The following is a 20,406-nucleotide window of genomic DNA, read 5'->3' as shown; positions in this document are numbered from 1 at the left end:
CCGATCGGTTCGTCGTGGATGAACCAGATCGAGATCTGGTTCGGGATCATCACCCGCCAGGCCATCCGCCGCGGCACATTCAGCTCCGTCTCGGTCCTGATCAAGCAGATCCGCGACTACATCACCCACTGGAACACCAACGCCCAGCCGTTCCGCTGGACCGCCACCGCCGACGAGATCCTCGCCAAGGTCCGCCTGGTCCAGCAGAACGTCAGAAAGCTCGTGGACAACAACGCCAAGTAAGCACAGCAGGATCACGACACACTAGCGGGCTGCTTTCCCTCACGCAAATTGTGTATGCGTTGGGCGTCCGTCGCCCTGGGCTGTAAGGCCAGGGCGACGGACGTTTTGCTCAGTACGTGAGCGTCTGACACTGCTCCTTTGAAGCGGCCAGGAGCCTACGGATGAGCGAAGCGAACCTTCCTTCCTCGATACTCGGCTCCAACGTCATGGACTCGAACGGGATGCCGTGCCGGATGGTCAGCCACTCGTCACCACCCTCGACCTGGTTGATGAAGCACAGGTCGCGGTAGTAGAACGCGGTGCCGATCGCCCAGTTGCCGTGCCCGATGTTCTGTTCCAGCTCCTCAACGCTGTAGCAGCCGACCAAGCTGTTCCGGGTGAACGGCGGGTCGTCCACGGAACTGATCCACGGGTTCTCGATGCCGAGCTTGAACCACTGCTCGCGCAGTTCATCGGCCAGCTCGGCGACGACCCGGACCTCCTGAGCGCCCTCTTGCGTCTCGACCTGCTGCAAGGCGTAGCGGTAGGCCTCCGTCCAGTCGGTGAACACTTCTGGGTCGCTCGTCCACTGAGAGTCGCCGCCGGTCCAGAGTTGGACGCGGTAGCGCTCGCTGTGTAGCAGCAGGTCGATGAGGTCCTGCGGGGCCGAGGTGTCGTCGCCGTGGCGATTCGGCGGACCGACGATGAGCGCCGGTCCCACGATCACATCGTGATTCCGGAACGCCGAGTTGTGCACCCACACGAGCGTTGTGGCTCGGTGGTTGACGCGCATCCGGTTCAGCTTGCCGGACTCGTTGAGGTACATCCCGGCCGCCGGTCGTTCGAGACCGACGATCTGGAGGTTGCCTCCCACGATCTGCTGGTAGGCGTCGATGTCACTCGTTTCGAGCTGCTGGAGCCGGATCGGTTGACCCGGATCGACGGGTATGACGATGGCGGTAATCAAGGTTGCCGCTCGCTTCTGGACCGTTGGGCTGTTGCCTGGTGGGCGGTCCGTTCCACACCAGGCCGCCGCCCGCGTTGGGTCGGGAAACGGTCTGATGTGCAAGTGGGTTGTGGAGCGGAGGGCGGCCGTTTGGCCGCCGCTCCGCTCCGGGTCAGCGGGGGCTTCCGTCCTTACTTGGAAGCCTCACCGCTGCGGCGCCGCGTTGACGTGGTGGTCTCGGTAGGCGTCTCGGCCGTCGGGTCTTCCGACCCGAACAGGCCCTGGATTGCGCCGCGCCTGGCGGCTGCCTCGCGCTCGATCGCTTCGAGCGCGGCCTTGGCGCGAGCGGCGAAGTCCGGCTCTGCCTTCTTGGTGGTGACGTACAGCTCGACCGCTCGAATCGCCGCATCCCCCAGGGAGATGCCGTCGAGCTGCGCGACGAGGGCGAACTGAGCGTGAAGGGCGTCGGGCACCTTGATGCCCAGGGTCTTCACGCTGCCGCCATTGCGGGGTTCCGTGGTCACGGAAGCCTCCTCGGTGTTGGTGCGACCGGCCATCTCCTTGTGAGATGACGAGTTCGGCCGCATGACACCGATGAGGTGTCATGGCTTACGCGGCTGGCCTGCGCCGCTTGGCCCGCTGCGTGTGAAGGCGCTGCTCGGCCAACTCCGCATATGTTGGACTCAGCTCAATGCCGATCCAGTCGCGGCCATGCTTCTCGGCGGCCAGGGCAGTCGTGCCGGTGCCCATGAAGGGGTCCAGCACGACACCGGGCACGCCGTCAGCGCCACATATACAGGTCGGTTCCAAGTCGCCAACGGCCAGCAGGCGGCCGTCTCGGCGCTCGAGCGCGCGATGCCACGACACGCCACATTCGGAGCAGACCCGTTCCGGGCAGGTGGCGAGCAAGGGGCGTTCGGCCAGGCTCATCGGGAAGGCAGCGAAGTGACCGCCCCGAAACCCAGCGGTCGGGAGACTCCAGACATCGCCGGGGTTCTTGCCGAGCGGGTGGCCGGATAGGCCGGAGGCCTTCAGGCGAGAGAGTCCGCGGTTGTCATTGAGGGTCCAGCCCTTGCGATTCGTTGCCCCGATGCCCGCTGGTGGGTAGCTACGCGGCGTATCGCTGGGGTTCTGGCGCTTGCCGGACACGAGCGGCTGCCGAATGGGGTCGAGGTCGAAGTGATAGCGAGTCGAACGAGTGAAGAAGTAGATCAACTCGTGCGTAGTGGTCAGCCGGTCGGCCACTGACGATGGCATGGGATTGGTCTTGGCCCAGATGACTTCGTTGCGCAGCGTCCACCCGTCACGGACCAGGGCTAAAGCCACTCGCGCAGGGCCGAGAAGGAGACTCTTGGGTGAGGCCCCCTCGGCCGGACGGCGGGAGTAGCTGTCGCCGAGGTTGAGCCAGAGAGAACCACTCGGTCGGAGGACGCGGGCCAGTTCGCGGGCGACGAGTCGTAGGCCGTTGACCCAGCCGTCTACGTCCGACTCGGCTCCGAGCTGCTGCTCATGGCCGTAGTCACGGACGCCGAAGTACGGCGGGCTGGTAATGATGGTGTCCACTGACGCGGCCGGTAGTTCGGCCAAGCGCTCTCGGACATCCCCAATGAGGATCGTGTTGCGAGGGAGATTCGTGGCGCGTGGGCCGCCTTGAAGATCACCTCCTAGCTGGGTGGGTGGTTGCATAGATGGGTTCTCTGTTTAGTTGTTGAGGAGTGCCCCGACGTCCCGATGAGGACGCCGGGGCGTGGCCGGGCCGCGTGGCCCTGGCCGTAGTTGCCGATCCCGCTCTAGCCTTGAGTTGCGTGTTCGCGGACGTATCGCGCGAGGACAGGGTTCAAGTTGAGTCCCCTTTGGGACACGTTCATGTCTTCACCTTGAGACCGGATGCTCATGTCGAGCGTCCGGTCTTTTTCATCGGTTGGTGAGTCGATGCCGGGAGCAGATCAGCGGCTTGCTGGAGTCTGTGTCGGAGTTCCGCTCGCGCGGCGGCGGCTCTGGTCAGGGCGCGGGCTAGTTCCTCGGGGCTGAGGAATCCACTGTGGTCGTCTGCCGGGCAGTCGACCCCGACCTCCAGTTCGTGTGTAGCGGCGAGGGCTTGTACGTCCAATTCACTCGACCGCAGCGGTACTCGGGATTCAGCGGCGTCGGCGAGTGCGCTGGATTCTGCGGCGGAATCGGCCCACTGCTCGAACCGGTCCGACCAGCGCAGCGAATCGAGAAGCAGTGCGGTGCTTCCGCGGGCGCCTCTGGTGTCCAGTAGCCACCGGTGAAGTGCCTGGCACTTGGCGGTATCGAGGGCGAGTGCGTCGAAATCCGCGCTGGACAGGTGGTTGCGTGTCAACCATGCCGCGAATTCATCGTCGCCGACGAGTCGGTGCTTGCGGCGCCATTGTTCTGTCGTGCGGCGGATCTCCGACTCGGTGGGGCGGACGTTCAGCAGCGTCGCCAATGTGAGTGCCAGCCCTCGGTCGAGCGCGGCGGTGGTGACTGCGTCCCGATCCGGGTGGTGGAGTTGGACGTAGTCGGCAACCTCGGCAAGGGGCAGCTCTCGGCCGTTGACGTGGATACGCCGTTCGCGCTCGATGAGGCTGTCGAGGCTCTCCGTGCGTACCAGTACCAGTGCCGGTGGAGGTGGAAGAGCGCCGTCGCGTAGTTCGCGGAGTAGTGAGCGGGCGTCTTCCGCTTTGATGTCGACCGCGTGGTCTCGCCAGAACTGGGTCAGGGCGGCCACTGCGGACTTGTCCACCTGGCCCGCGCGCATCCCTTGCAGGACGGCCGCGCGGTGGCGCTGCGGGTATTCCAGGTTCTTCGCCGTCATCAGCGCCACCGTGCCGATCTCGGCGCTGATGACGCCTGCGGCGACCGCGCTCGTCACGGTGGCCCGGATGTTGACCATCGGTTCGGACATCGCCCGGTACTTGCCGTCTTCCTGGTGGTATGCCAGCGCGACCTCGTCGTCGTCCACGAGTTCGCCGGAGGCGTATCGGGCGAAGACCTCGCCCCGGCCGCGCATGCCGAACGCGGCGAGTTCGGCGGCGCGTAGTGCGCCCATGCTGGAGCAGCCGTATAGCGGCACTCCCTGGGCGAGGACGTGCAGCAACTCCTTGTGCCACACGGATCTCGCTTGGTGGAACTCGCCGTCCACGAGGGCGATGACGGACGGTCGCAGCTCGGTCAGTGCGGTGATCACATCGGACTGTCGGGCCGGGGGCAGGATGGTCGCGTCCGGTAGCAGTTCGGCTGCCTCCTGCCTGGGCAATGACGGACCCAGGAACACGACCGCGCTCATCGGGTGCCTGCCGCGAACGCGAGTGCCCGGTGCTGGGGCATGAAGTTCTCCATCTGGTATCCCTCCAGTCCGGGAACGACCACTTTCACGACCGATATGGGGGCGTCCGGATCGCTCATCCGCACCACGATCACCCGGTCGAGGCCTGCCCCGCGCAGCCGTTCGACCAGCAGCAGCACGTCGTGTTCGACGGTGGTGGTGGCTTCCGAGGGGCCCGGCCGGTCGGCCCGCGGCATGCTGCCCGAGGTGAGCGCGTCCATCCGTTCGTACTCCCGCTCGGACCCGCGGTGGACGTACCGGTGCCGGAAGAGGTCGTCCCGGGAGCCCGCGATGGTGATGGTGCGGGCCTGTACCGCCTCGGTGAGCGCTCGGACAAGTGCGACCTCGGGGTCGAGGTGCGCGCCGTACCCGCGGAAGGTCCCCGGGACCTGCCGGGACCGATCAATCACGTCGGCCATGTACACCGGTGTCGCGGTGTCGACCGAGCAGTCGAAGATCACGGAGTCCACATCGGCCTCGTCGAGCCGGTCGAGCAGCGCGTGGACCGCGGCCGACTCGATCGTCGACGGGTCGAGCACCGGTGGTGGCGTCCGGCGTCGGAGCCAGCGCACCTTGTGGCAGGTGCAGGCGTCCCGCTCGATGACCTCAAGCAGGCCGGAGTGGATCGCCTCGATCAGGTTGTTGCCGGATGCCAGGCCGTTGGAGGTGATCTGGAACGCGCAGAGGTCGAGGATTCGTTCATCCCGGTTCCCCATGTGCAGCATGGAAACGGGCAGGGCGACCTGTTCGTCGTTGATCAGGTCCCAGCCCCAGGTCCAGAGGTACGGCCAGGACTCGGGTCGGGGGGCGTGCCGGGCGAGCGGGAGGTCGTGCCACTCCGGCACCGCCCCCAGCTGCCGGACCTGTCGGTACGAGCATCGGAAGGTGTCCGGACGCCATTCGTCCGCGTAGTGGTTCTCCAGCGCCTCCATCGCCGCCGACGCCATCGCGGCGTCCAGGCTCGTGCCCTTGCCCGCGTGGTTGCTCAGGGTCCGGCCGTTCGGCCTGATGGCCATCGTGACCGGGATGCCCACGCGGTCCAGGCCGGTGATGTCGGCGAGCCGGGTGATCCCGGCGCCTGCGAACAGCGGCTGGATCCGTCGTAGCGTCTCGGTGACTGGGACACTGCGCAGCTCGCCGTCCAGCTTGGCCGCGCGCAGGGTCTGCCCGTGGACTTTGATCTCCGTCAGGTGCGGCCCGTCACCCGGCGGCGGGGTCGGGGTGGCGGGCGGTGCGTGTTCGAGACGGGGCACGACGGGCCCAGGTCGCCCGGCGGCCAGCAGCGCCAGCCCGACACCGGCCACTCCGCTCGGCTCGGCCGGTGTGCTCTCGGGGGGCTGCTCGCCGAGAAGTTCGGCGGGGATGTCCGCGAGGTCGAGGTCGGTGAGCAAGGCGGGGAGGTCCGTGCCCGAGGTCAGGCGCCGCACCAGGGCCGGGTCACGGAGCAGCCTGCGCACCGCCGTGGTCGCCGCGTCGGAATCGGTCACGCCCGCACACCTCCGGGGTCGTCGCGCAAGGCGCGGATCGCCAGCTCGCACACCACTGCCGTCCACTGGTCGTGGTCGGTCGGGAACAACCGCGCGCAATGTCGGCGGAGCACGGCCACGAGGGAGGGGAGGCCGGTACTCGGCCACATGTCGTGGCCTGGGACCGCGTCGACCACCGACCGCCAGAGTCGTGCGACGTGCTTGGCGGGGGGATCGACAGGGTCGGTTCGGACTTGCGACTGCCGCACCGCACGGAATACCGCGACGTTGTCGACAACGGTGGCGGCGTAGGTCGCCGATAACAGCCGCAGACGCGTCGGCAGATCCCATCCGGTGCCCTGGACCCAGGTGAGCACGTCGTGCACCGCTCGGGACAGCCGCGTCGACAGGTCCGGTTTGTCGGCGAGAAACGAGGCGACATCGGCGCTGTCGCCCCATTCGAGCTCCGCTATCAGCGCCGCAGCGTCATAGCCGCCGCATACGGCCACCAGCGGGCCCCAGTCAAGCAACGCCACCCCACCGACCAGGCAGGCGGACCGTAGCTCCATGCCCAGCTCCAGCAGCTCGGCGATCGCTCGGTGCCGCTCGCCCTTGACCGGCCGGACCGTCACCACCAGCGAGTCCGGCTCGTCCCGGTCGTATCCCCAGGCGTCGATGACCGAGTCTTCGATCATGGTCTCGGCTCGGGCCCGCACCGCGGCCACGACCTCCGCTGATCCGGCGGCGGGGCACGAGTACCGCACGCCGGTGCCGTGCGGCTGGGCGTCTCGGTCGAAGACGACCACGGGCCCCGACACCGGACCCGGGTATTCGATGATCAGCTCAGCACAGCGCGAGCCGTGCGCGGTGGCGATTGCCGGGTGTTCCAGCTGCGGTAGTTCGACGAAGGCGAGCGTTGTGGCTTCGTGCAGGGCATCGAGAATCGCTCGCACGGCGGCGACGTCGGTCGAGTCGAAGGGCAGCACCCGGTCGGGCTCGATCAGGCCGAGCCATCGTCGGGTGCCCAGACCGGTCAGCAGGCCGCGCAGGGCATCCGCGCTGTCCGAGAGCGTCTCGCGGTCGACCAGCCACCGCTCCGGGGCGATGATCGTCTCGCCGTACACCACTCTCGGCAGGTGCGGGAGCCTGACCAGCGCGCCCCAGGACCAGCCGGTCTCCGACAACGCGAGTAGTTGCGTGAGTGCTTCGCCGAGCGGGTCGGCGGTGCTCGCCTTGGGCGGGTGGGAGATGACCGCGTCGGTGCGGCTGTCGGACAGTACGACATCGTCGGTGGCGGTGACCGTGACCAGGATTGAATCGAGTGGTACGTCGGAAGTGGCCTGGGCGGGTGATACCCGGCTGCTGCGGGTCAACACGGCGGAGCAGCCCGGCGTGTTGTGATCGAGCAGGTACAGCGACGCCCATCCCGTCGCCGCGTGCACGGGAAGCGTCACCATGTCGGCGAGGTCGACCGGCACGCCCATGCGCAGCCAACGCGTCAGGGCCTCGACCGCGATGCTCGTCGTGTCCCGGCCCGGCCAGTCCCGGCCCGGTCGGAGCAGACCGAAGTCCGGGTCGGCGAGTTCGGCCAGCGGTACCGACGCGTCGCCATACCGCGTCCGGAACTCCTGGGCGAAGGTGTGGAAAGCCGCCCCCGGCAGAGCGCCGAGCATCGCCGACGCGCGGGCGGCCGCTTCGACGGTCTCGCGGTCGACCTGCCAGTCGGCCGGGCCCGCGCCGGTCTCGATGTCCACTCGCGCTGCCGCCGGAACCTGGGCCAGCCCAGGGATCGCGGTCGTGTACGCACCCCAACCGTCGTTCACCTGCCAGCGAGCCAGGTCGGCGACGGATGAGACGGTCCGCAACGCGCGGTCCAGGTCGGTGAGTGCCGTGGCAGCCGCGGGTAGGTCGGCTGCCCCGAGCGCCTCGACCACCTGCCCCACCTGCGGCTGACGGTCCGTCTGCAGGATCACCCCGACCCGCAGCAGCCCGGCCAGGAACGCGTCCAGGGCCTCCGGGTCGGCGTCCGGGGACAGCTGAAGCAAGCTCTCGACCAGCTCGGACCTCGTCGCCGGGCACCGGTCGAGCACGGCGTCGACGGCGGGTGAGCGACGCAGTCGGGCCGCCGCCCGCCCACTGGACGGCAGGAAGCGCACGGCGTCGCCGACCCGGCGGGCCGTCGGGTTGCGGTGCAGGGTCGGCATGCGCTGATCGGTGATTTCCTGGTATACGGCGGATAGCGCCTGCCGGGAGAGTTGGACGCGCAGGGAGTGGGGCGCGTCGTGCCGCAGTGATCTCCGGGGCCCGACCGCGACCGGTGTCGTCTCCGCGAGCACGGCATGCCGGAGTGCGTCGCCAGGCGCGGCGAGGGCGTCGCGGAACGTGGCGGTATAAGGCAGGTCCAGCATCGCCGTCAGCACGTCGTCCACGAGGTCCACGCGGTCGTCGTCGAGGCACACCAGCGGCATTCGCAGGACGACGCGGGCCGCCGTCATGATCGCCCCCCGCGATCGGGGCGGACTGCCACACCGAGCAACCGCTCCTGCCAGAGTGGCTCGACGCCGGTCGCGCGGTACAACAGCACCAGCGCCGTGCCGAGATCCCCTTCCAGGAAGGTGTGGTCCCGGCGGCGGCCGACGACCGAGGTGTAGATCAACGGTCCCGCCGCCCGCCTGCGGGCGATGTCCGCCACCCAGTCGGTCACGTAGGCGTCCGTATCATGGCCGTGGTCGAGGGCCGTGCGATGGCCGAACCACACGAGTCCGGCGGCACCGTGGCACAGGCAGGCATCGTGCACGCGGGTCAGTTCGGCGGGGCGGGCGATCGCCGCGGCCGCGGTCTCGGCGGCGAGCGCACGCACCTGGTCGTTCCCGCTCGCCTCGGCTGCCACGGTCAGTGCCAGTGCGACGCCGGGATCGCCGTAGCACCAGGCACTGCGGGCGGTCGCGTACCGGGACTCCACGGTTTGTGGGAATATCGTGCCTTCCAGATCGCAGCGTTGCCGCGTGAGCCACCGCAGCGACTCCGTCAGCAGCGCGGCCGCCCGGTCCTGACTGGGCAGCCCGCTCATCGCGGCCGAGGCCAGATAGCTGACCAAGCCCGCATTGCCGTGCGCCACACCGAGATCCCGCTGCCCGACCAGGTGCGGGGTGACCCGGATCCGGGCCTCCCACGGCGCGAGCCGGAGGAAGACACCGTTGTCGTGCTCCACCCGCCGTTCGATCACGGTCAGGATCGCGTCGGTCAGGTCGGCCCGCACTCGCGCGACCGGGTGGGACAGCGCGTAGACGCCCAGGCCGAGCAGTCCGAACGGCAGGTCGACATCGCGGTCGTCGGGGAACTCCAGGATCCAGCTCATGATCATGTCGTCGATCCGGTGCAGGCCGCTGATGTCCGCGCCCGACTCGTTCGCGAGCTGGATGGCCAGCCAGCCGACATGGGCGACGCCGCCGTAGAGCCACGGTTCGTGGTCGCGACCCGCGCGGAACAGGGTCATCGCCTTGGCCATCGACTCGCCCGGCCGGAAGTCCTCGCCGAGGGCGCGCTGGAACTCCAGCGAGGCCATGGCGAGGTCGAGGTGCAGCGTCAGGTTCCCCTGCTCGGTGATCACCTCGCGGGCGTCCTGGTAGATCTGCCGGGCCAGGTCGATGATGGTGCCGTTCGTGGTCTCGCCGGTGTTGGTGTCGGTCCGCAATATGATCATTCCCCCGGGGTGTGCGCTGCTCGGGCTTTCGCCAGTCGCTCCTGGATCTTGCGGCAGGCCAGGTCGTGCGCCAGGAACTCCATGCGCCTGCCATCGACGGTGAACAACCGGTTGCAGTGCAGGTGCAGCGCGGACGCGAAGACCGGGAATGCCGCGTCGGCCTGGCCCTGGACAGCCGAACCCAGTTCGCGGAGTCGGTGGGTGACTGTTTCATCGGGTATCGCGGACGCCAGGTGCTCGTCCAGGTGCTGCCTGCACTTCCGATAGAACTTCCCGCGCGCATTGCCGGTCTTCGTGAACTCGAAGCCCATGCCACGCCCGCAGAGCTGGACCAACCGGAGTCGCTCGGCGGGCTCGGGCACGAGCACATCAGTCCAGTGCAGGATGTCGGCGACGGCCTGCACCAGCCGGTCTTCCTCGGATGGGCTGGAGTGGACGAACCGCGCGACCTGGTCGCTGTCCGCCACGAACAGCTCCTCGGCGAATGGGTGGATCAGCGCACCGCCGTAACGGGCCAGTTCGGGCACGTAGGTGTCCATGGCGAACCGGGCTACCAGGCCCTCCCGCCGCAACTCGTCGCCAAGCCGGTCCATGGCCGCCGCGACCCGTCCGCGATGGCCTGGCGCGGGACGGATGCGGGCCCGGATGTGGGTGCCATCCTCGGCGTACCGCAGGAAGAACCACCCGGTGGCCGTCTCGTCGGCGCGCAGGGACTCGGCCAGTCGATGCACACGACCGATCACCGCGTCGCCCGCGGCCGGGCCGGTGAAGTACTTGGCGTACACCCACTTCGACGCGAGGTCAGGATCGAACGACGGCGGCGCCTGCCTCGTCCGGGCACGCGGCCCGGGGGCGAGGGAGACGACCGCCTCCGCGACATGGCCGCCGGTGGGGCCGGTCGCCGCGGGCCACTCGGCCTGGGGCAGCTCGGTCACCTCCAGGCTGTCGCCGGACAGGACCCTGGTGAGCATGGCCCTGGTGCGTTCGCCGGAGGACGTGTCGACCGGCAGCAGACGGTCGCCCACGCCGATCGCGACCCACCGGCGTGATCCGAGTCCGTCGAGCTCCGCGCGCAGTGCCGCGGCTTGGTCGTCCGCCGAACGGAGCCGTTCCATCGCGGCGCGGTCGAGCTGCCAGCGTTCCGGGTAGACGATCACGGATCCGTGCACCACCCGCGGCAGGTGCGGCAGGACCCGCAGCGGACCCCAGGACCAGGCGAGACCGTCCGATCCCCGGAGCTGGCCGAGGAACGTGTAGATCGGGTCGACGCCGATGGACATCACGTTGTGCGCGGTGCCGAGCTCGATGTGCACGTCCCGTCCGGTGACCGCGTCCCGGAGTCGGAGCTCGTCACCGGCGAGCGAGATGCGCAGCCGGTCCAGCGACAGCGTCCCGCCTGCTCCGCCACTGAGCGCGATCACGTCGTCGAACAGCAGCGGGCGCAGCAGCACGTTGCCGATGCGGTCGCCGATGTTGTGCACGAGTTCGGCCTTGATCGGCGGTGGTCCGTCACCCTCGGGTTCGGCGGATTCCGCGGCCACCATGCCGCGTAGCCGCGCGGTCAGCTCCTCGCTGCCTGCCGCGAACCGGGCGAAGAGCGCGATCGACGTCCGCCGGTGGCCCACCAGCAGGACGCTCCGATAGCCGTCCGGATTCCCGTCCACCAGCGCGGCGAGAACGGCGTGGACCGGTACCCGCCTCGCCTGGGCGCGGGGCGGCCGCAGCTCGGCGAGGTCGATCGAACCGCCGTCCCGCTGCCACTTGTCCAGCGCCTGGAGCAGTACGGACGCGACCTCCACCCGGTCGCCCGCGCCCGGCCCGGTCCCGGATCGGATGCCGGACGAGGTCGCGGCGCTCGACACCGCGCGCTCGTTCGGCGCCAGCAGCCCGGTTTCCAGGTCCAGTGCCGCCAGCAGGGGTACTTCCGCGTCCTCGTAGCGGGCCTGGAACGCGGCCCGGAAGTCCTTGAGCGGGTCGAACGGCGGGATCAGCCGCTCCATCACGGCGACCGCCCCGGCCAGATCGTCGATGGTGGCACTGTCGATCATGGGCCGGTCGACGCTCAGTTCGAGATCCACGTGGAAGCGGTGGTGGTCGGGCACGTCGTCCAGTTCGGACGCACGCTCGGCGGCGGCCGCCCAGGCCCGGTTCAGCCTCGGCAGCAGGTCGGCGTCCAACGCGTGCACACCGCAGGTCTCGGCTTGCAGCGCCTTGAGCGCCGCCGCTCGCTCACTGTCGCCGATGCCGTCGAGCAGGTCGCGGGCGAGGTCGTCCGGCTCGACCCCGGGTTGGATCAGGTCCAGGGCGGCGAGCAGCAGCCCGGAGCGCACCAGGGACTCCAGGAAGGCCGCCAACGCCTCCGGTGACGTGCCCGGAGCCAGCCCGGTCAACATGTCGATCAGGTCCCGCCCGTACCGCGTGCCGCCGTCGGCGAGCAGGTCGTGCACCGCGGTGATCGCGGACGTGCGGCGCATGGTCACCACGTCGGCACTGGAGTCACCGGGTTTGGCGAACCGCAGCCGCGACTCCGATGCCGATACCGTCGGGTTGAGGCGCAGCGGCCACGCGCTCGCGTTCGCCTCGTCGAGCGCGGCGCGCACCAGCTTTTCCAGCACACCCGTGTCGACCCGGACCCGTACCCGGTGGTGGTGGCGTTCGTCGAGGACGAGCCGCCGGTCGGCGGCCACCTCGGCGGTGGCGGTGCCTGCGAAGATCCCGTACGGCGTCGCCCGTCCGCCCATCCGGTGGAGGTACCGCTGCACGGTGAGCCGCGCGCGTTCCTTGTGCGCGCTGTCGGCCACCACCCGCGCCCCGGCGGCGAGGGTCACCGCGGTCGAGACCACCGGGTCGTCCACCGGCAGCGACTGGATGTCGTCGATGCTCAGCAGCGCCGCGCGGACCAGGCCGAAGCGACCGGTCCGACGGTCGGGTAACTGGTCGCTCATCGCACCGTTCCTCTCGCGTGTTCGGGATCGACCGCGTGGCGGATCGCCTCGATGGCCCGGAAGTGGTCCGGCGGGTGCGCGGACATCTCGGTCACCAGCACGTCGTCGACACCGGTCAGGTCGACCAGCCGTCGGATCATCCGGGCGCATTCCCGCACCGAACCCGCGCAGTTGACCGCGAACGGCGGACGGCAGGCGTCGGCAGCCGCCACCGCGGTGTCGTCGTTCGCCACGACCGCCACGGCGATCGCGGTCCGACCGGTCGCACGTGGCCCGGACCGGTACCGCCGCAGGGCATCAAGGCAGGTGTCGATGTCGGGGTTCAGGAACAGGGCGTGGCAGTAGCTGAGGCCGCGCTCGGCGGCCAGTTCCGACGACCCGGTTCCGGTGCCGTGCAGCCAGCGTTCCGCCGGGATGCCCAGCCGGGGGATCCACTCGCACCCGTTGTCCAGCACCTCGAACAGCCGGTCCATCGCGTCCGTCAGCGCGGCGTCGCCCTTGCGGAGGCCGTCGAGCAGCTCCGCGCCGGGCCCGCCGAAGTCGCCGCGCCCGATCCCGATGTCGAGCCTGCTCCCGCAGAACGACGCCGCCGTGGCGACCTCCTCCGCGGTCAGGTGCGGATCCCGGATCCGCAGCAGCACCACCGCGGTGCCGACCCGGATGTGCCTGGTGTGACTGCCCACGACGCTCGCCATGGTCAGCGCATTGGTGCTGGGGCTGAGCAGGCCGTGGTGCTCCGGGATCCACAGCCGGTGGTATCCGAGGTCGTCCGCCAGCCGGGCCGAGTCGAGCGCGACGCGTTGCCTGGTCGCCACATCCGACGTGCCGGTGAGGTCCAGATACTCGATGAGCCCGAGGGACACCCCGGGCGTGTGCTCGTCCGCAGGCATGGTCCTACCGCGTCCCGTCCAATGAGGGTTCGGTGTACGCGCTGGCCTGGAGCGTGTACATGGTCGAGTAGAGACCGCCCTCGGTCATCAGGCTGTCGTGCGTGCCGCGTTCGATGATCCGGCCGCGGTCGAGCACCAGGATCAGGTCGGCGTCCCGGACATTGGAGAACCGGTGCGAGATGACCACCGCGGTCCGGCCGTCGAGCAGGCGACGCAGGGAGGCCAGCAACTCGAAGTCGGCGGTCGCGTCGAGCGCGGACGTGGGTTCGTCGAGGATCATCAGTTCGCGGCCGTCGCGGTAGAAGGCCCGCGCGACGGCCAGCCGCTGCGCCTCGCCGCCGGAGAACGACGTGCCGCCGTCGAACTCCGGTCCGAGCTGGGTGTCCAGACCGTCCTTCAGCCGGTCGACCGCGGTCACCGCCCCCGAGTCGTCGAGCGCGCGGCGGATCGCGTCGCGGTCCTCCGGCGCGTCGACATCGCCGACCGCCACGTTCTCGGCCACGGTGAAGCTATAGGTCAGGTGGTCCTGGAAGACCGTGGCGACCCGGTCGCGCAGCTCGTCCTGGCTCAGCTTCGCGGTGTCCACGCCGTTCCAGGTGACCGAGCCCTCGGACGGCCGGTAGAGGAAGGCGAGAACCTTGGCCAGCGTGGTCTTGCCGGAACCGTTGGGCCCGACCAGCGCGACCACCTGGCCCGCCTTGAGCACCAGGTCCACGTCCTTGAGCACGGGCTCGTTCGAGGACGGGTAGCCGAACGAGAGGTTCCGGACCCGCAGCTCTCGCATCGGGCCGGGGACGTCGCCGATCTCGTGCGCGCTCTTGTTCCGCTCGATGTGCTGGTAGAAGGCCCGCTGGTCGGCCAGGAACAGGCTCGCTTCGGACAGCTCGCCGAGCGGTGAGCCCAGTGAGCCGAGCGCTCCCGCGAGCTGGATCAGACCGAGCAGCGCGACCAGCAACGTGGCGTTGTCGACTAGGCCGCGCCCGTAGAACCAGACGAGCACCAGCACGGACAGGCTGATGATCAGGGCGAAGGTCAGTTGCCCGACCATCATGTTCCGCCACTGCTTGCGGGCCAGCTTCCGCAGTTCGGCCAGGCGGGCGAGGGACAGTCGGGAGTGGCGTTCGGAGAGGAACCGAGTCAGCCCGAACGAGCGGACCTCGGCGGCCGAGTCCCGGGCGGTGAGCAGCCAGCCGACGTAGCGGCGCTTGCGTTCCAGCGGGGTCACGCTGTTGAAGAAGGTGAACCGGTGCTTGGCCAGCCGCGCCGAGATCGCCATGACCGGCGCCGTCGCGGCGAGCACCGCGAGCACCAGCAGCGGCTGAAGGACCAGCAGGAACCCGGCCAGCGCGATGACCCGGACCGCCGACGTGATCATCGTGGTCACCGACCGCACGACCTGGACCGGTCGATAGTCGGCGGTGGCCTCCGACCTGGCGATGCGGTTGTGCATCTCCGGTTCGTCGAAGTCGATGAGGTCCAGCCCGGCGATGGCGGTGTGCATGCGGCTCGCGCTGAACCGCTTCACGTGTTCGGTTAGCAGCTCCCGCACCACGTTGCGCGCGTTGTCGGCCACCACCGAGATCACCATGACCGCGACCGCGGCCACCAGCCACGGCGTGATCTGCCGCAGCGTCTCGCCGGGCGAGCCGCCCGAGAAGAAGGCGGTCGAGCCGGAGCGCAGCACGACGAGCTGGGTGATCGCGAGAAGCCCCTCCACGACCGGGATGGCGATGCAGAGCGCGAACAGCCCGCGGCCTGCCTGTCTGCTGAGCTGGAAAGCCTCCCGTACGGTCGCCAGGAACGACGGGTTCTTCGTCGGAGAGCCTGCGGTCATCGGATGCTTTCCCCTCGGCATCGGAACCCCGCCGTGCGGCCGCGGCAGGGGGAAACGCAGAGCAAGTGGCGGCAGACCACTCGCTCTGCGTCCCGGCTAGTGCGTGCAGCACTCCAGCGTGTGGCAGTCGCCGCAGGTCACGGCACAGGTGCCCCAGCAGGTCGTGGTGAAGGTGAAGGTCCCGTCCGGGTTGTCCGCCGTACTGGCCGTCGCCTGGCTACCGCCGCCGGGGGCCGAGAAGATTTCCTCGTCCACGGTCAGGTCCAGATCGAAACCGGGACCCGCGATCATCTGCGTCATATCAGTCTCCTATTGAAGTGCGATTGTTCGTACCGTGGTCATAGAAAGTAAGTTCGGTACTCCGATACTGTCCCCCATTCGCTGTTGTCGGAATTTCGCGCCTGTCGACGGTATTCCGCGCAGGGCGCGGCCCCGCCGGATGTCGCAATGAATCCGGCGGTTGTCGGACAACTTCGGCGCGAGTTCTTGACGTGTCGGCCTAGCGGAGAACCCGGCGTGAAAGCATGGGCGGCAGTGCTGCTAGCCGCAGGTGATCTCGGTCTGCTTCCAGCCGTCGTGGAACGGCACCAGATATACGTCGAAATAATGACCCGCGCTCAGGTACGAGTGCAGATAGCGCCCGCCGACAGGGGCGTCCGCCGGGCAGTGGGCGTCGGTGGTGCTGGGCGTTTGACCAGCGGCGACAGCGGGCGCGCTCACGGTGAGGATACTTGCGCCGAGCAGGGCGAACATGGCGGCGCGCCAGCCGCCGCGTTGTTTCGGGGTGGACGTCGAACTCATCGTGGTCCCCTTTCGAGAGTTTGACGGACCGGTCCACTCGGCAAATGCGGGAACAATTCAAGGCAGGCCGATGCGGTAACTCGCGGTCCATCCCCCAGTGACTCTCCGTTAACATCGAATTCGATGTCCGAAGCTTATCCAAGAATGCCCGACCGCGTCCCGGTCCGACCGACGTTGGCAAACTCCTGCCAAGCGTCTGCCAATCGGGTGAAGCACCCGGTCGTTCGGCGCATCGGCCGCCGGTCCGCCTTTGCGGGCCCATGTCGCCCCGCCTGCCCCGGTCACGCTATGTCTTGGCGTGGTCGCATGATCACGTGTATGGTGACCTTCGGCCGGGGTGCGCGGATTGTTCGTGACCATGGTGCCAGGGGGATGGGGACATGCAATGCGAGAAAGAGTTGTGCACGGAAGGCCTGGATCCGGAAGACCGGAAATTGATCCGACTCATGGCCATGGGGCATGGCGATGAGTACATCGCGAAGTCGATGTCGATCAGCGTGCGCACGGCCCGGCGGCGGATCGCCCGGCTGATGACCGAGCTAGGGGCTCGGAACCGCTTCGCCGCTGGTGTCGCCGCCGTCCAACGGGGCTGGCTGGAGAGCTAGCGGTGCGCCCACCAGCGGTCCCGAGACGTTCGGCGCCGCTGGTGGTCGCTTGTCCGTGCCCCGGTCAGGCTCGGAGTATGTCCGTGAGGACCCACCGAGCGGTGCCGTCGTTCGACCTCGGGTCGGCTCGGTGGTGATTGCCTGCCGGGAGTCAGGAGATGGTGTCCAGGGCTCGGAGGAATGTGTGCTGGTCGACCACCGGCACACCGAGCTCCCTGGCGCGTTTTGCCTTGCCGGACAGCGAGTCGGGGTCCGCGGCGGCGACCACGTGGGTTTGCTTGCTGACATGGGTGGTGATGCGGAGCCCGGCCGCGGTCGCCTGGTGGACGATGCTGTCGCGTGGGCGGATCATGTCGCCGGTCAGGACTGCCTTGTCGCCTGCTCTGAGTCGTAGACCGCCGATCGTGACAGGCCGCGTGGAGTCGTCGGGGTGGGCTTCCTCGGCGAGGACTTGCTCAGCGTAGGTGGCGTCGAAGCCGAGAAGGATGGCGACAGTGGTGATGTCGGTCCGCTCCTCGTCGGTGAGGATCCGGTCTTGCCAGGCTGCCTTGGCCAGTTGCCGGAGGTAGGTGTGGTGCACGTTCAGGACGTCGGCCTTGTGCATGCCCAGGTCGTGAGCCAGTTCAAGTAGTGCGTCGGCTTCGGTGGCGGAGATCCGACGGTCGAGGAGCGCGTTGTCGAGCATGGCGAAGTAGGTGTCCACCTCGGGTTCCTCGTCCCGGGGCAGGCGCTCGACCAGACGTGCCAGGAAGTGTTGTTCGGTGTGCTCGGCCTGCGTGCGGCGCACAGGTTTGACGAGGCCGCCAGGCCACGATGACGGCCATGGCCAGTTGGCGGTTTCGAGGTGGTCTGGCACGATCCGCACTGTCTCGGGATGTCGTTCGATCAGGTAGCCGAGCAGCCCGGCCGCGGCCAGCGCGTCGTCATGGGCCGAGTGCCAGGATCGGGGTGGTAGCCCGATCGCGGTGCAGCAATCGACCAGCGAACGGCCTGCGGCCAGTTGTGCCATTCCGGCAGCGCGCATCGTGCACAGTCCGGCGTGTGCGTGCAGCGGGGTTTGGGTGCCAAGGCGCTCGAACTCGGCGCGTAGGTGCATCGCGTCGAACGGCCAGTTGTGCGCTACCACGATCCGTCCGCGTAACCGGTCGATCACATCGCCCACGATCTGCGCGAAGCGCGGCGCGCGGCGGGTATCAGCCGCGTGGATACCGTGGATGGCTTGTGGACCGAGATCCCGGTCCGGGTTGACCAGGGTGCACCACTCGTCGGTGACCACGCCCTGCGCGTCGACATGGACGATCGCGATTTCGGCGATCCGGTGCTTGAGACCGGCGCTAATTCCCGTGGTCTCGGTGTCGACGACCGCGTAACCACCGGTCGCCCCCGGTGCGGGTGGGAACTGCGAAGTCGTGATTGCCACTCGGCCTCCTCCAGGTGCGGTGATCACATCGCACCCGGGCAGGCAGGTTGTTACAGCCAGTGTCAATCAGGTTGCGCAATGGCACCTTTTCGACACGTGGCTTACTCGTGTTCCAGTTGACCCTCGATGAAGCTGGCTATGCCGTCGAGGAGACGGGCCAGGCCGAACTCGAAGGTGGCTTGGGGGTCTTGGGGGGCGTTGTGTTCGGTACCGGAGGCGGTGCCGACGCGGTGGGCCAGGGGGTAGCGGGTGGGGTCGAGGATTCGGTTCAGGAGGGGGGCGTGGGTGGCCCACCATTGGGCGTCGGTTTGGCCGGTCTTGGTTGCGGTTTCCGCGGTTTCGGCGGCGAGGCGGGCGGTGTTCTGGGTGTGGCCGAGGACCAGGGTCAGGATGGCGTCCAGTTCCACATCGCTTACCGGGAGGCCGTCGATTGTGCGGAGTTCGTTGTCGTACTTCGCGATGACGTTGGGGCCCAGGACGGGGCGGGGGCCGGTGGAGAGGATCCACGGGTGCGCGCGCAGGAGGTTCCAGTTTGTGCGGGCGACGCTTTCCAGGCGGGTGCGCCAGTCCGGGCCGGGGTGTTTGTGGTGGGCTATTTCGCCGAGGGCTTTGTCGACCATGAGGTCGACCAGTTCGCCCTTGCCAGGCACATATGTGTAGGTGGACATGGTGCCGACGCCAAGGTGGTCGCTGACGGCGCGCATGGTCAGGGCGGGGAGGCCCTGGGTGTCGGCGATGTGGATGGCGGTGGTGACGATCTTGTCCACGCTGAGGTCCGCGTCGGGTTTGCGGCTGGCGGGTTCGGTGGTGCGCCAGAGCAGGGCCAGGCTGCGGGCGGGGTCGGGCTTGGTCCGGGGTTCTCTGGGCATACAGCAAGTTTACCGGACGGCGTATCGTACGACGTATGTGCTGGTCAGAGGGAGAATTCGGGGGCGTGGTCGTGGGCCCACTGGGTGAATGGCAGGCCGGGGCGGCCGGTTAGGCGGGCGACCGTGCGGGTCACGGTGGGGATGTGGGCTGCGGCGTCGGCCAGGTAGGCGAGGGCCAGGGCGGCGGCTGGTTCGGGCATGAAGCGGGTCATTTCCGCCTTGGCCTCGCGGGGGCTGATCTCCTCGAACCGGAGTGGCCTGCCAAGAGCCTGGCTCAACGCCTCGGTTTGTTCGCGTTGGGTCAGGGCGTGTGGGCCGGTCAGGTCGTAGATCTGGCTTTCGTGGCCGGGTTGCAGGAGCGTGACCGTTGCTACGGCGGCGACGTCGGCCTCGTGCAGGAGGGTTTGGCGGGCTTCGGGAAATGGCGCGCGCACAACGCCGTTTGCGCGGATTGTGGTGCACCACTTCCACAGCAGGTTGGTGGCGAACTCGCCGGGACGGACGAAAGTCCAGTCCAGGCCGGAGCCGCGGACCGCGTCCTCCACGACCTTGTGGTACCGGCCGTTGTGGCTGTACGCGTACGGGACCGAGTTGGACGACAGCACCACCACGTGCCGGACGCCCGCTCGTTTGGCGTGGTCGAGGACCGCCGCGGCGGTGCGGGCGACCGGGAACAGGAACATGCTGTCCACTCCGGACAGTGCGGGTGCCAGGCCCTCCGGGTCCTCCAGGTCGCCGCCGACCACGGTCAGACCCGGGCGCGGTCGGATGCTCCCCGGGTTCCGCGACATCGCGCGCGCTCGGGCGCCTGCGGCGAGCAAGCCATTCACGACGCCGCGGCCGACGTGGCCGCGGGCGCCGGTCACCAGGATCGTCATGGCGGGGTTCTCCTTTGCGGCGCGCGGATGTCGAGCTTGTCGTCCACGGCTTGAGGGCGGATCGAGCGTGGGTCGTGGGTGGCTGCATCGAGGAGGGCATCGGCCCAGGTGGCCGCGGTGTGGATGAGGGCGGCGACGGCCTCGGGGTCCAGGTCGGTCTCGGTGACGGACACCGGCTGCCAAACGGATGTTGGTGGCTCGCCGGGCAACGCCGCTGGCACGGCCGCGAACGCCGCTGCGGACCAGAAGACCGCCGCCGGGTGCGCGGCGTGATCGTCGCGCACCCGGAGCAGCCGGGGCAATGCCTCGGCGACCGAGAGGTGCCGCGCCTCGACCGCGCGGACCTCGGGGTCGGCCACGGTCAGTACTCCCGGTTCACCGATGTCGTCGGGCAGACCGACGCCATTCGGATCCCACACGCTCACGGTGCCGTTCCGGGGCGGGTCGGCCGGACAGAAGACCACCGCACAGCGGGCGAGTCGCAATAGAACCTCCG

The 20,406-nt window shown here is 68.8% G+C and carries 17 protein-coding genes and 1 pseudogene; 2 read left to right on the top strand and 16 right to left on the bottom strand.

Annotation, left to right across the window (positions count from 1 at the left end; translation table 11 throughout):
* Window positions 1–243, top strand: a pseudogene (locus C503_RS0134195) (IS630 family transposase); the annotation flags it as partial.
* A gap of 109 nt (window positions 244–352) precedes the next feature.
* Here the strand turns inward: C503_RS0134195 and C503_RS0134190 are convergent.
* The 12 genes from C503_RS0134190 to C503_RS0134135 all read right to left on the bottom strand — a co-directional run bounded on the left by C503_RS0134190 (window position 353) and on the right by C503_RS0134135 (window position 16,138).
* Window positions 353–1,291: a DUF3846 domain-containing protein gene (locus C503_RS0134190; protein WP_211222508.1), complete on the bottom strand. Its 939-nt coding sequence runs from the start codon at window positions 1,289–1,291 to the stop codon at window positions 353–355.
* 68 nt (window positions 1,292–1,359) lie between these two features.
* Window positions 1,360–1,692 carry a hypothetical protein gene (locus tag C503_RS0134185; protein WP_245572653.1) on the bottom strand — a complete coding sequence of 111 codons (333 nt, stop codon included), beginning with the start codon at window positions 1,690–1,692 and terminating at the stop codon, window positions 1,360–1,362.
* Window positions 1,693–1,777: 85 nt separating this feature from the next.
* The gene (locus C503_RS0134180; RefSeq protein ID WP_018686721.1) at window positions 1,778–2,731 is read right to left on the bottom strand and encodes a DNA-methyltransferase; all 954 of its coding nucleotides are present in this window, start codon (window positions 2,729–2,731) and stop codon (window positions 1,778–1,780) included.
* Between the two features lie 328 nt (window positions 2,732–3,059).
* The gene (locus C503_RS43885) at window positions 3,060–4,460 is read right to left on the bottom strand and encodes a TfuA-like protein (protein WP_018686720.1); all 1,401 of its coding nucleotides are present in this window, start codon (window positions 4,458–4,460) and stop codon (window positions 3,060–3,062) included.
* Window positions 4,457–5,986 (bottom strand): YcaO-like family protein, encoded by a 1,530-nt coding sequence (locus C503_RS41935; protein WP_018686719.1) that lies wholly within the window; start codon window positions 5,984–5,986, stop codon window positions 4,457–4,459. The genes C503_RS43885 and C503_RS41935 overlap by 4 nt, the downstream gene beginning before the upstream one ends.
* Window positions 5,983–8,460, bottom strand: a complete 2,478-nt coding sequence (locus C503_RS0134165) for a lantibiotic dehydratase (RefSeq protein ID WP_018686718.1) — start codon at window positions 8,458–8,460, stop codon at window positions 5,983–5,985. The genes C503_RS41935 and C503_RS0134165 overlap by 4 nt, the downstream gene beginning before the upstream one ends.
* Window positions 8,457–9,668, bottom strand: a complete 1,212-nt coding sequence (locus tag C503_RS41930; protein ID WP_018686717.1) for a lanthionine synthetase LanC family protein — start codon at window positions 9,666–9,668, stop codon at window positions 8,457–8,459. Before C503_RS41930 ends, C503_RS0134165 begins: the two co-directional genes overlap by 4 nt.
* The gene (locus C503_RS41925) at window positions 9,665–12,613 is read right to left on the bottom strand and encodes a lantibiotic dehydratase (protein ID WP_018686716.1); all 2,949 of its coding nucleotides are present in this window, start codon (window positions 12,611–12,613) and stop codon (window positions 9,665–9,667) included. Before C503_RS41925 ends, C503_RS41930 begins: the two co-directional genes overlap by 4 nt.
* On the bottom strand, window positions 12,610–13,503 hold the full coding sequence (locus C503_RS0134150) for an LLM class flavin-dependent oxidoreductase (protein WP_026316987.1): 894 nt from the start codon (window positions 13,501–13,503) through the stop codon (window positions 12,610–12,612). Before C503_RS0134150 ends, C503_RS41925 begins: the two co-directional genes overlap by 4 nt.
* Before the next feature lie 4 nt (window positions 13,504–13,507).
* Window positions 13,508–15,337 (bottom strand): ABC transporter ATP-binding protein, encoded by a 1,830-nt coding sequence (locus C503_RS0134145; RefSeq protein WP_018686714.1) that lies wholly within the window; start codon window positions 15,335–15,337, stop codon window positions 13,508–13,510.
* Between the two features lie 96 nt (window positions 15,338–15,433).
* Window positions 15,434–15,637 carry an FDLD family class I lanthipeptide gene (locus C503_RS0134140; protein ID WP_018686713.1) on the bottom strand — a complete coding sequence of 68 codons (204 nt, stop codon included), beginning with the start codon at window positions 15,635–15,637 and terminating at the stop codon, window positions 15,434–15,436.
* A gap of 240 nt (window positions 15,638–15,877) precedes the next feature.
* Window positions 15,878–16,138, bottom strand: coding sequence for a hypothetical protein (locus tag C503_RS0134135; RefSeq protein ID WP_018686712.1), 261 nt, complete (start codon window positions 16,136–16,138; stop codon window positions 15,878–15,880).
* 380 nt (window positions 16,139–16,518) lie between these two features.
* Between C503_RS0134135 and C503_RS0134130 the strand changes: the two genes are divergently transcribed.
* The gene (locus tag C503_RS0134130; RefSeq protein WP_018686711.1) at window positions 16,519–16,743 is read left to right on the top strand and encodes a response regulator transcription factor; all 225 of its coding nucleotides are present in this window, start codon (window positions 16,519–16,521) and stop codon (window positions 16,741–16,743) included.
* A 151-nt stretch (window positions 16,744–16,894) separates the two neighbouring features.
* Here C503_RS0134130 and C503_RS0134125 read toward each other — a convergent pair whose 3' ends face one another.
* The 4 genes from C503_RS0134125 to C503_RS0134110 all read right to left on the bottom strand — a co-directional run bounded on the left by C503_RS0134125 (window position 16,895) and on the right by C503_RS0134110 (window position 20,335).
* Entirely contained in the window at window positions 16,895–18,163 is a 1,269-nt protein-coding gene (locus tag C503_RS0134125; RefSeq protein ID WP_018686710.1) for an exonuclease domain-containing protein, read from the bottom strand.
* A gap of 101 nt (window positions 18,164–18,264) precedes the next feature.
* Window positions 18,265–19,032: a TetR/AcrR family transcriptional regulator gene (locus C503_RS0134120; RefSeq protein ID WP_018686709.1), complete on the bottom strand. Its 768-nt coding sequence runs from the start codon at window positions 19,030–19,032 to the stop codon at window positions 18,265–18,267.
* Window positions 19,033–19,076: 44 nt separating this feature from the next.
* Window positions 19,077–19,910, bottom strand: a complete 834-nt coding sequence (locus C503_RS0134115; RefSeq protein WP_018686708.1) for an NAD(P)H-binding protein — start codon at window positions 19,908–19,910, stop codon at window positions 19,077–19,079.
* Window positions 19,907–20,335, bottom strand: a complete 429-nt coding sequence (locus C503_RS0134110; protein WP_156893709.1) for a hypothetical protein — start codon at window positions 20,333–20,335, stop codon at window positions 19,907–19,909. Before C503_RS0134110 ends, C503_RS0134115 begins: the two co-directional genes overlap by 4 nt.
* Between the last annotated feature and the right edge of the window lie 71 nt (window positions 20,336–20,406).

The sequence above is a fragment of the Actinokineospora enzanensis DSM 44649 genome (genome assembly GCF_000374445.1).
Classification (GTDB): domain Bacteria; phylum Actinomycetota; class Actinomycetes; order Mycobacteriales; family Pseudonocardiaceae; genus Actinokineospora; species Actinokineospora enzanensis.
Note: the sequence above shows the minus strand (reverse complement) of the source record. Positions and strands in the feature narration are given on the sequence as shown.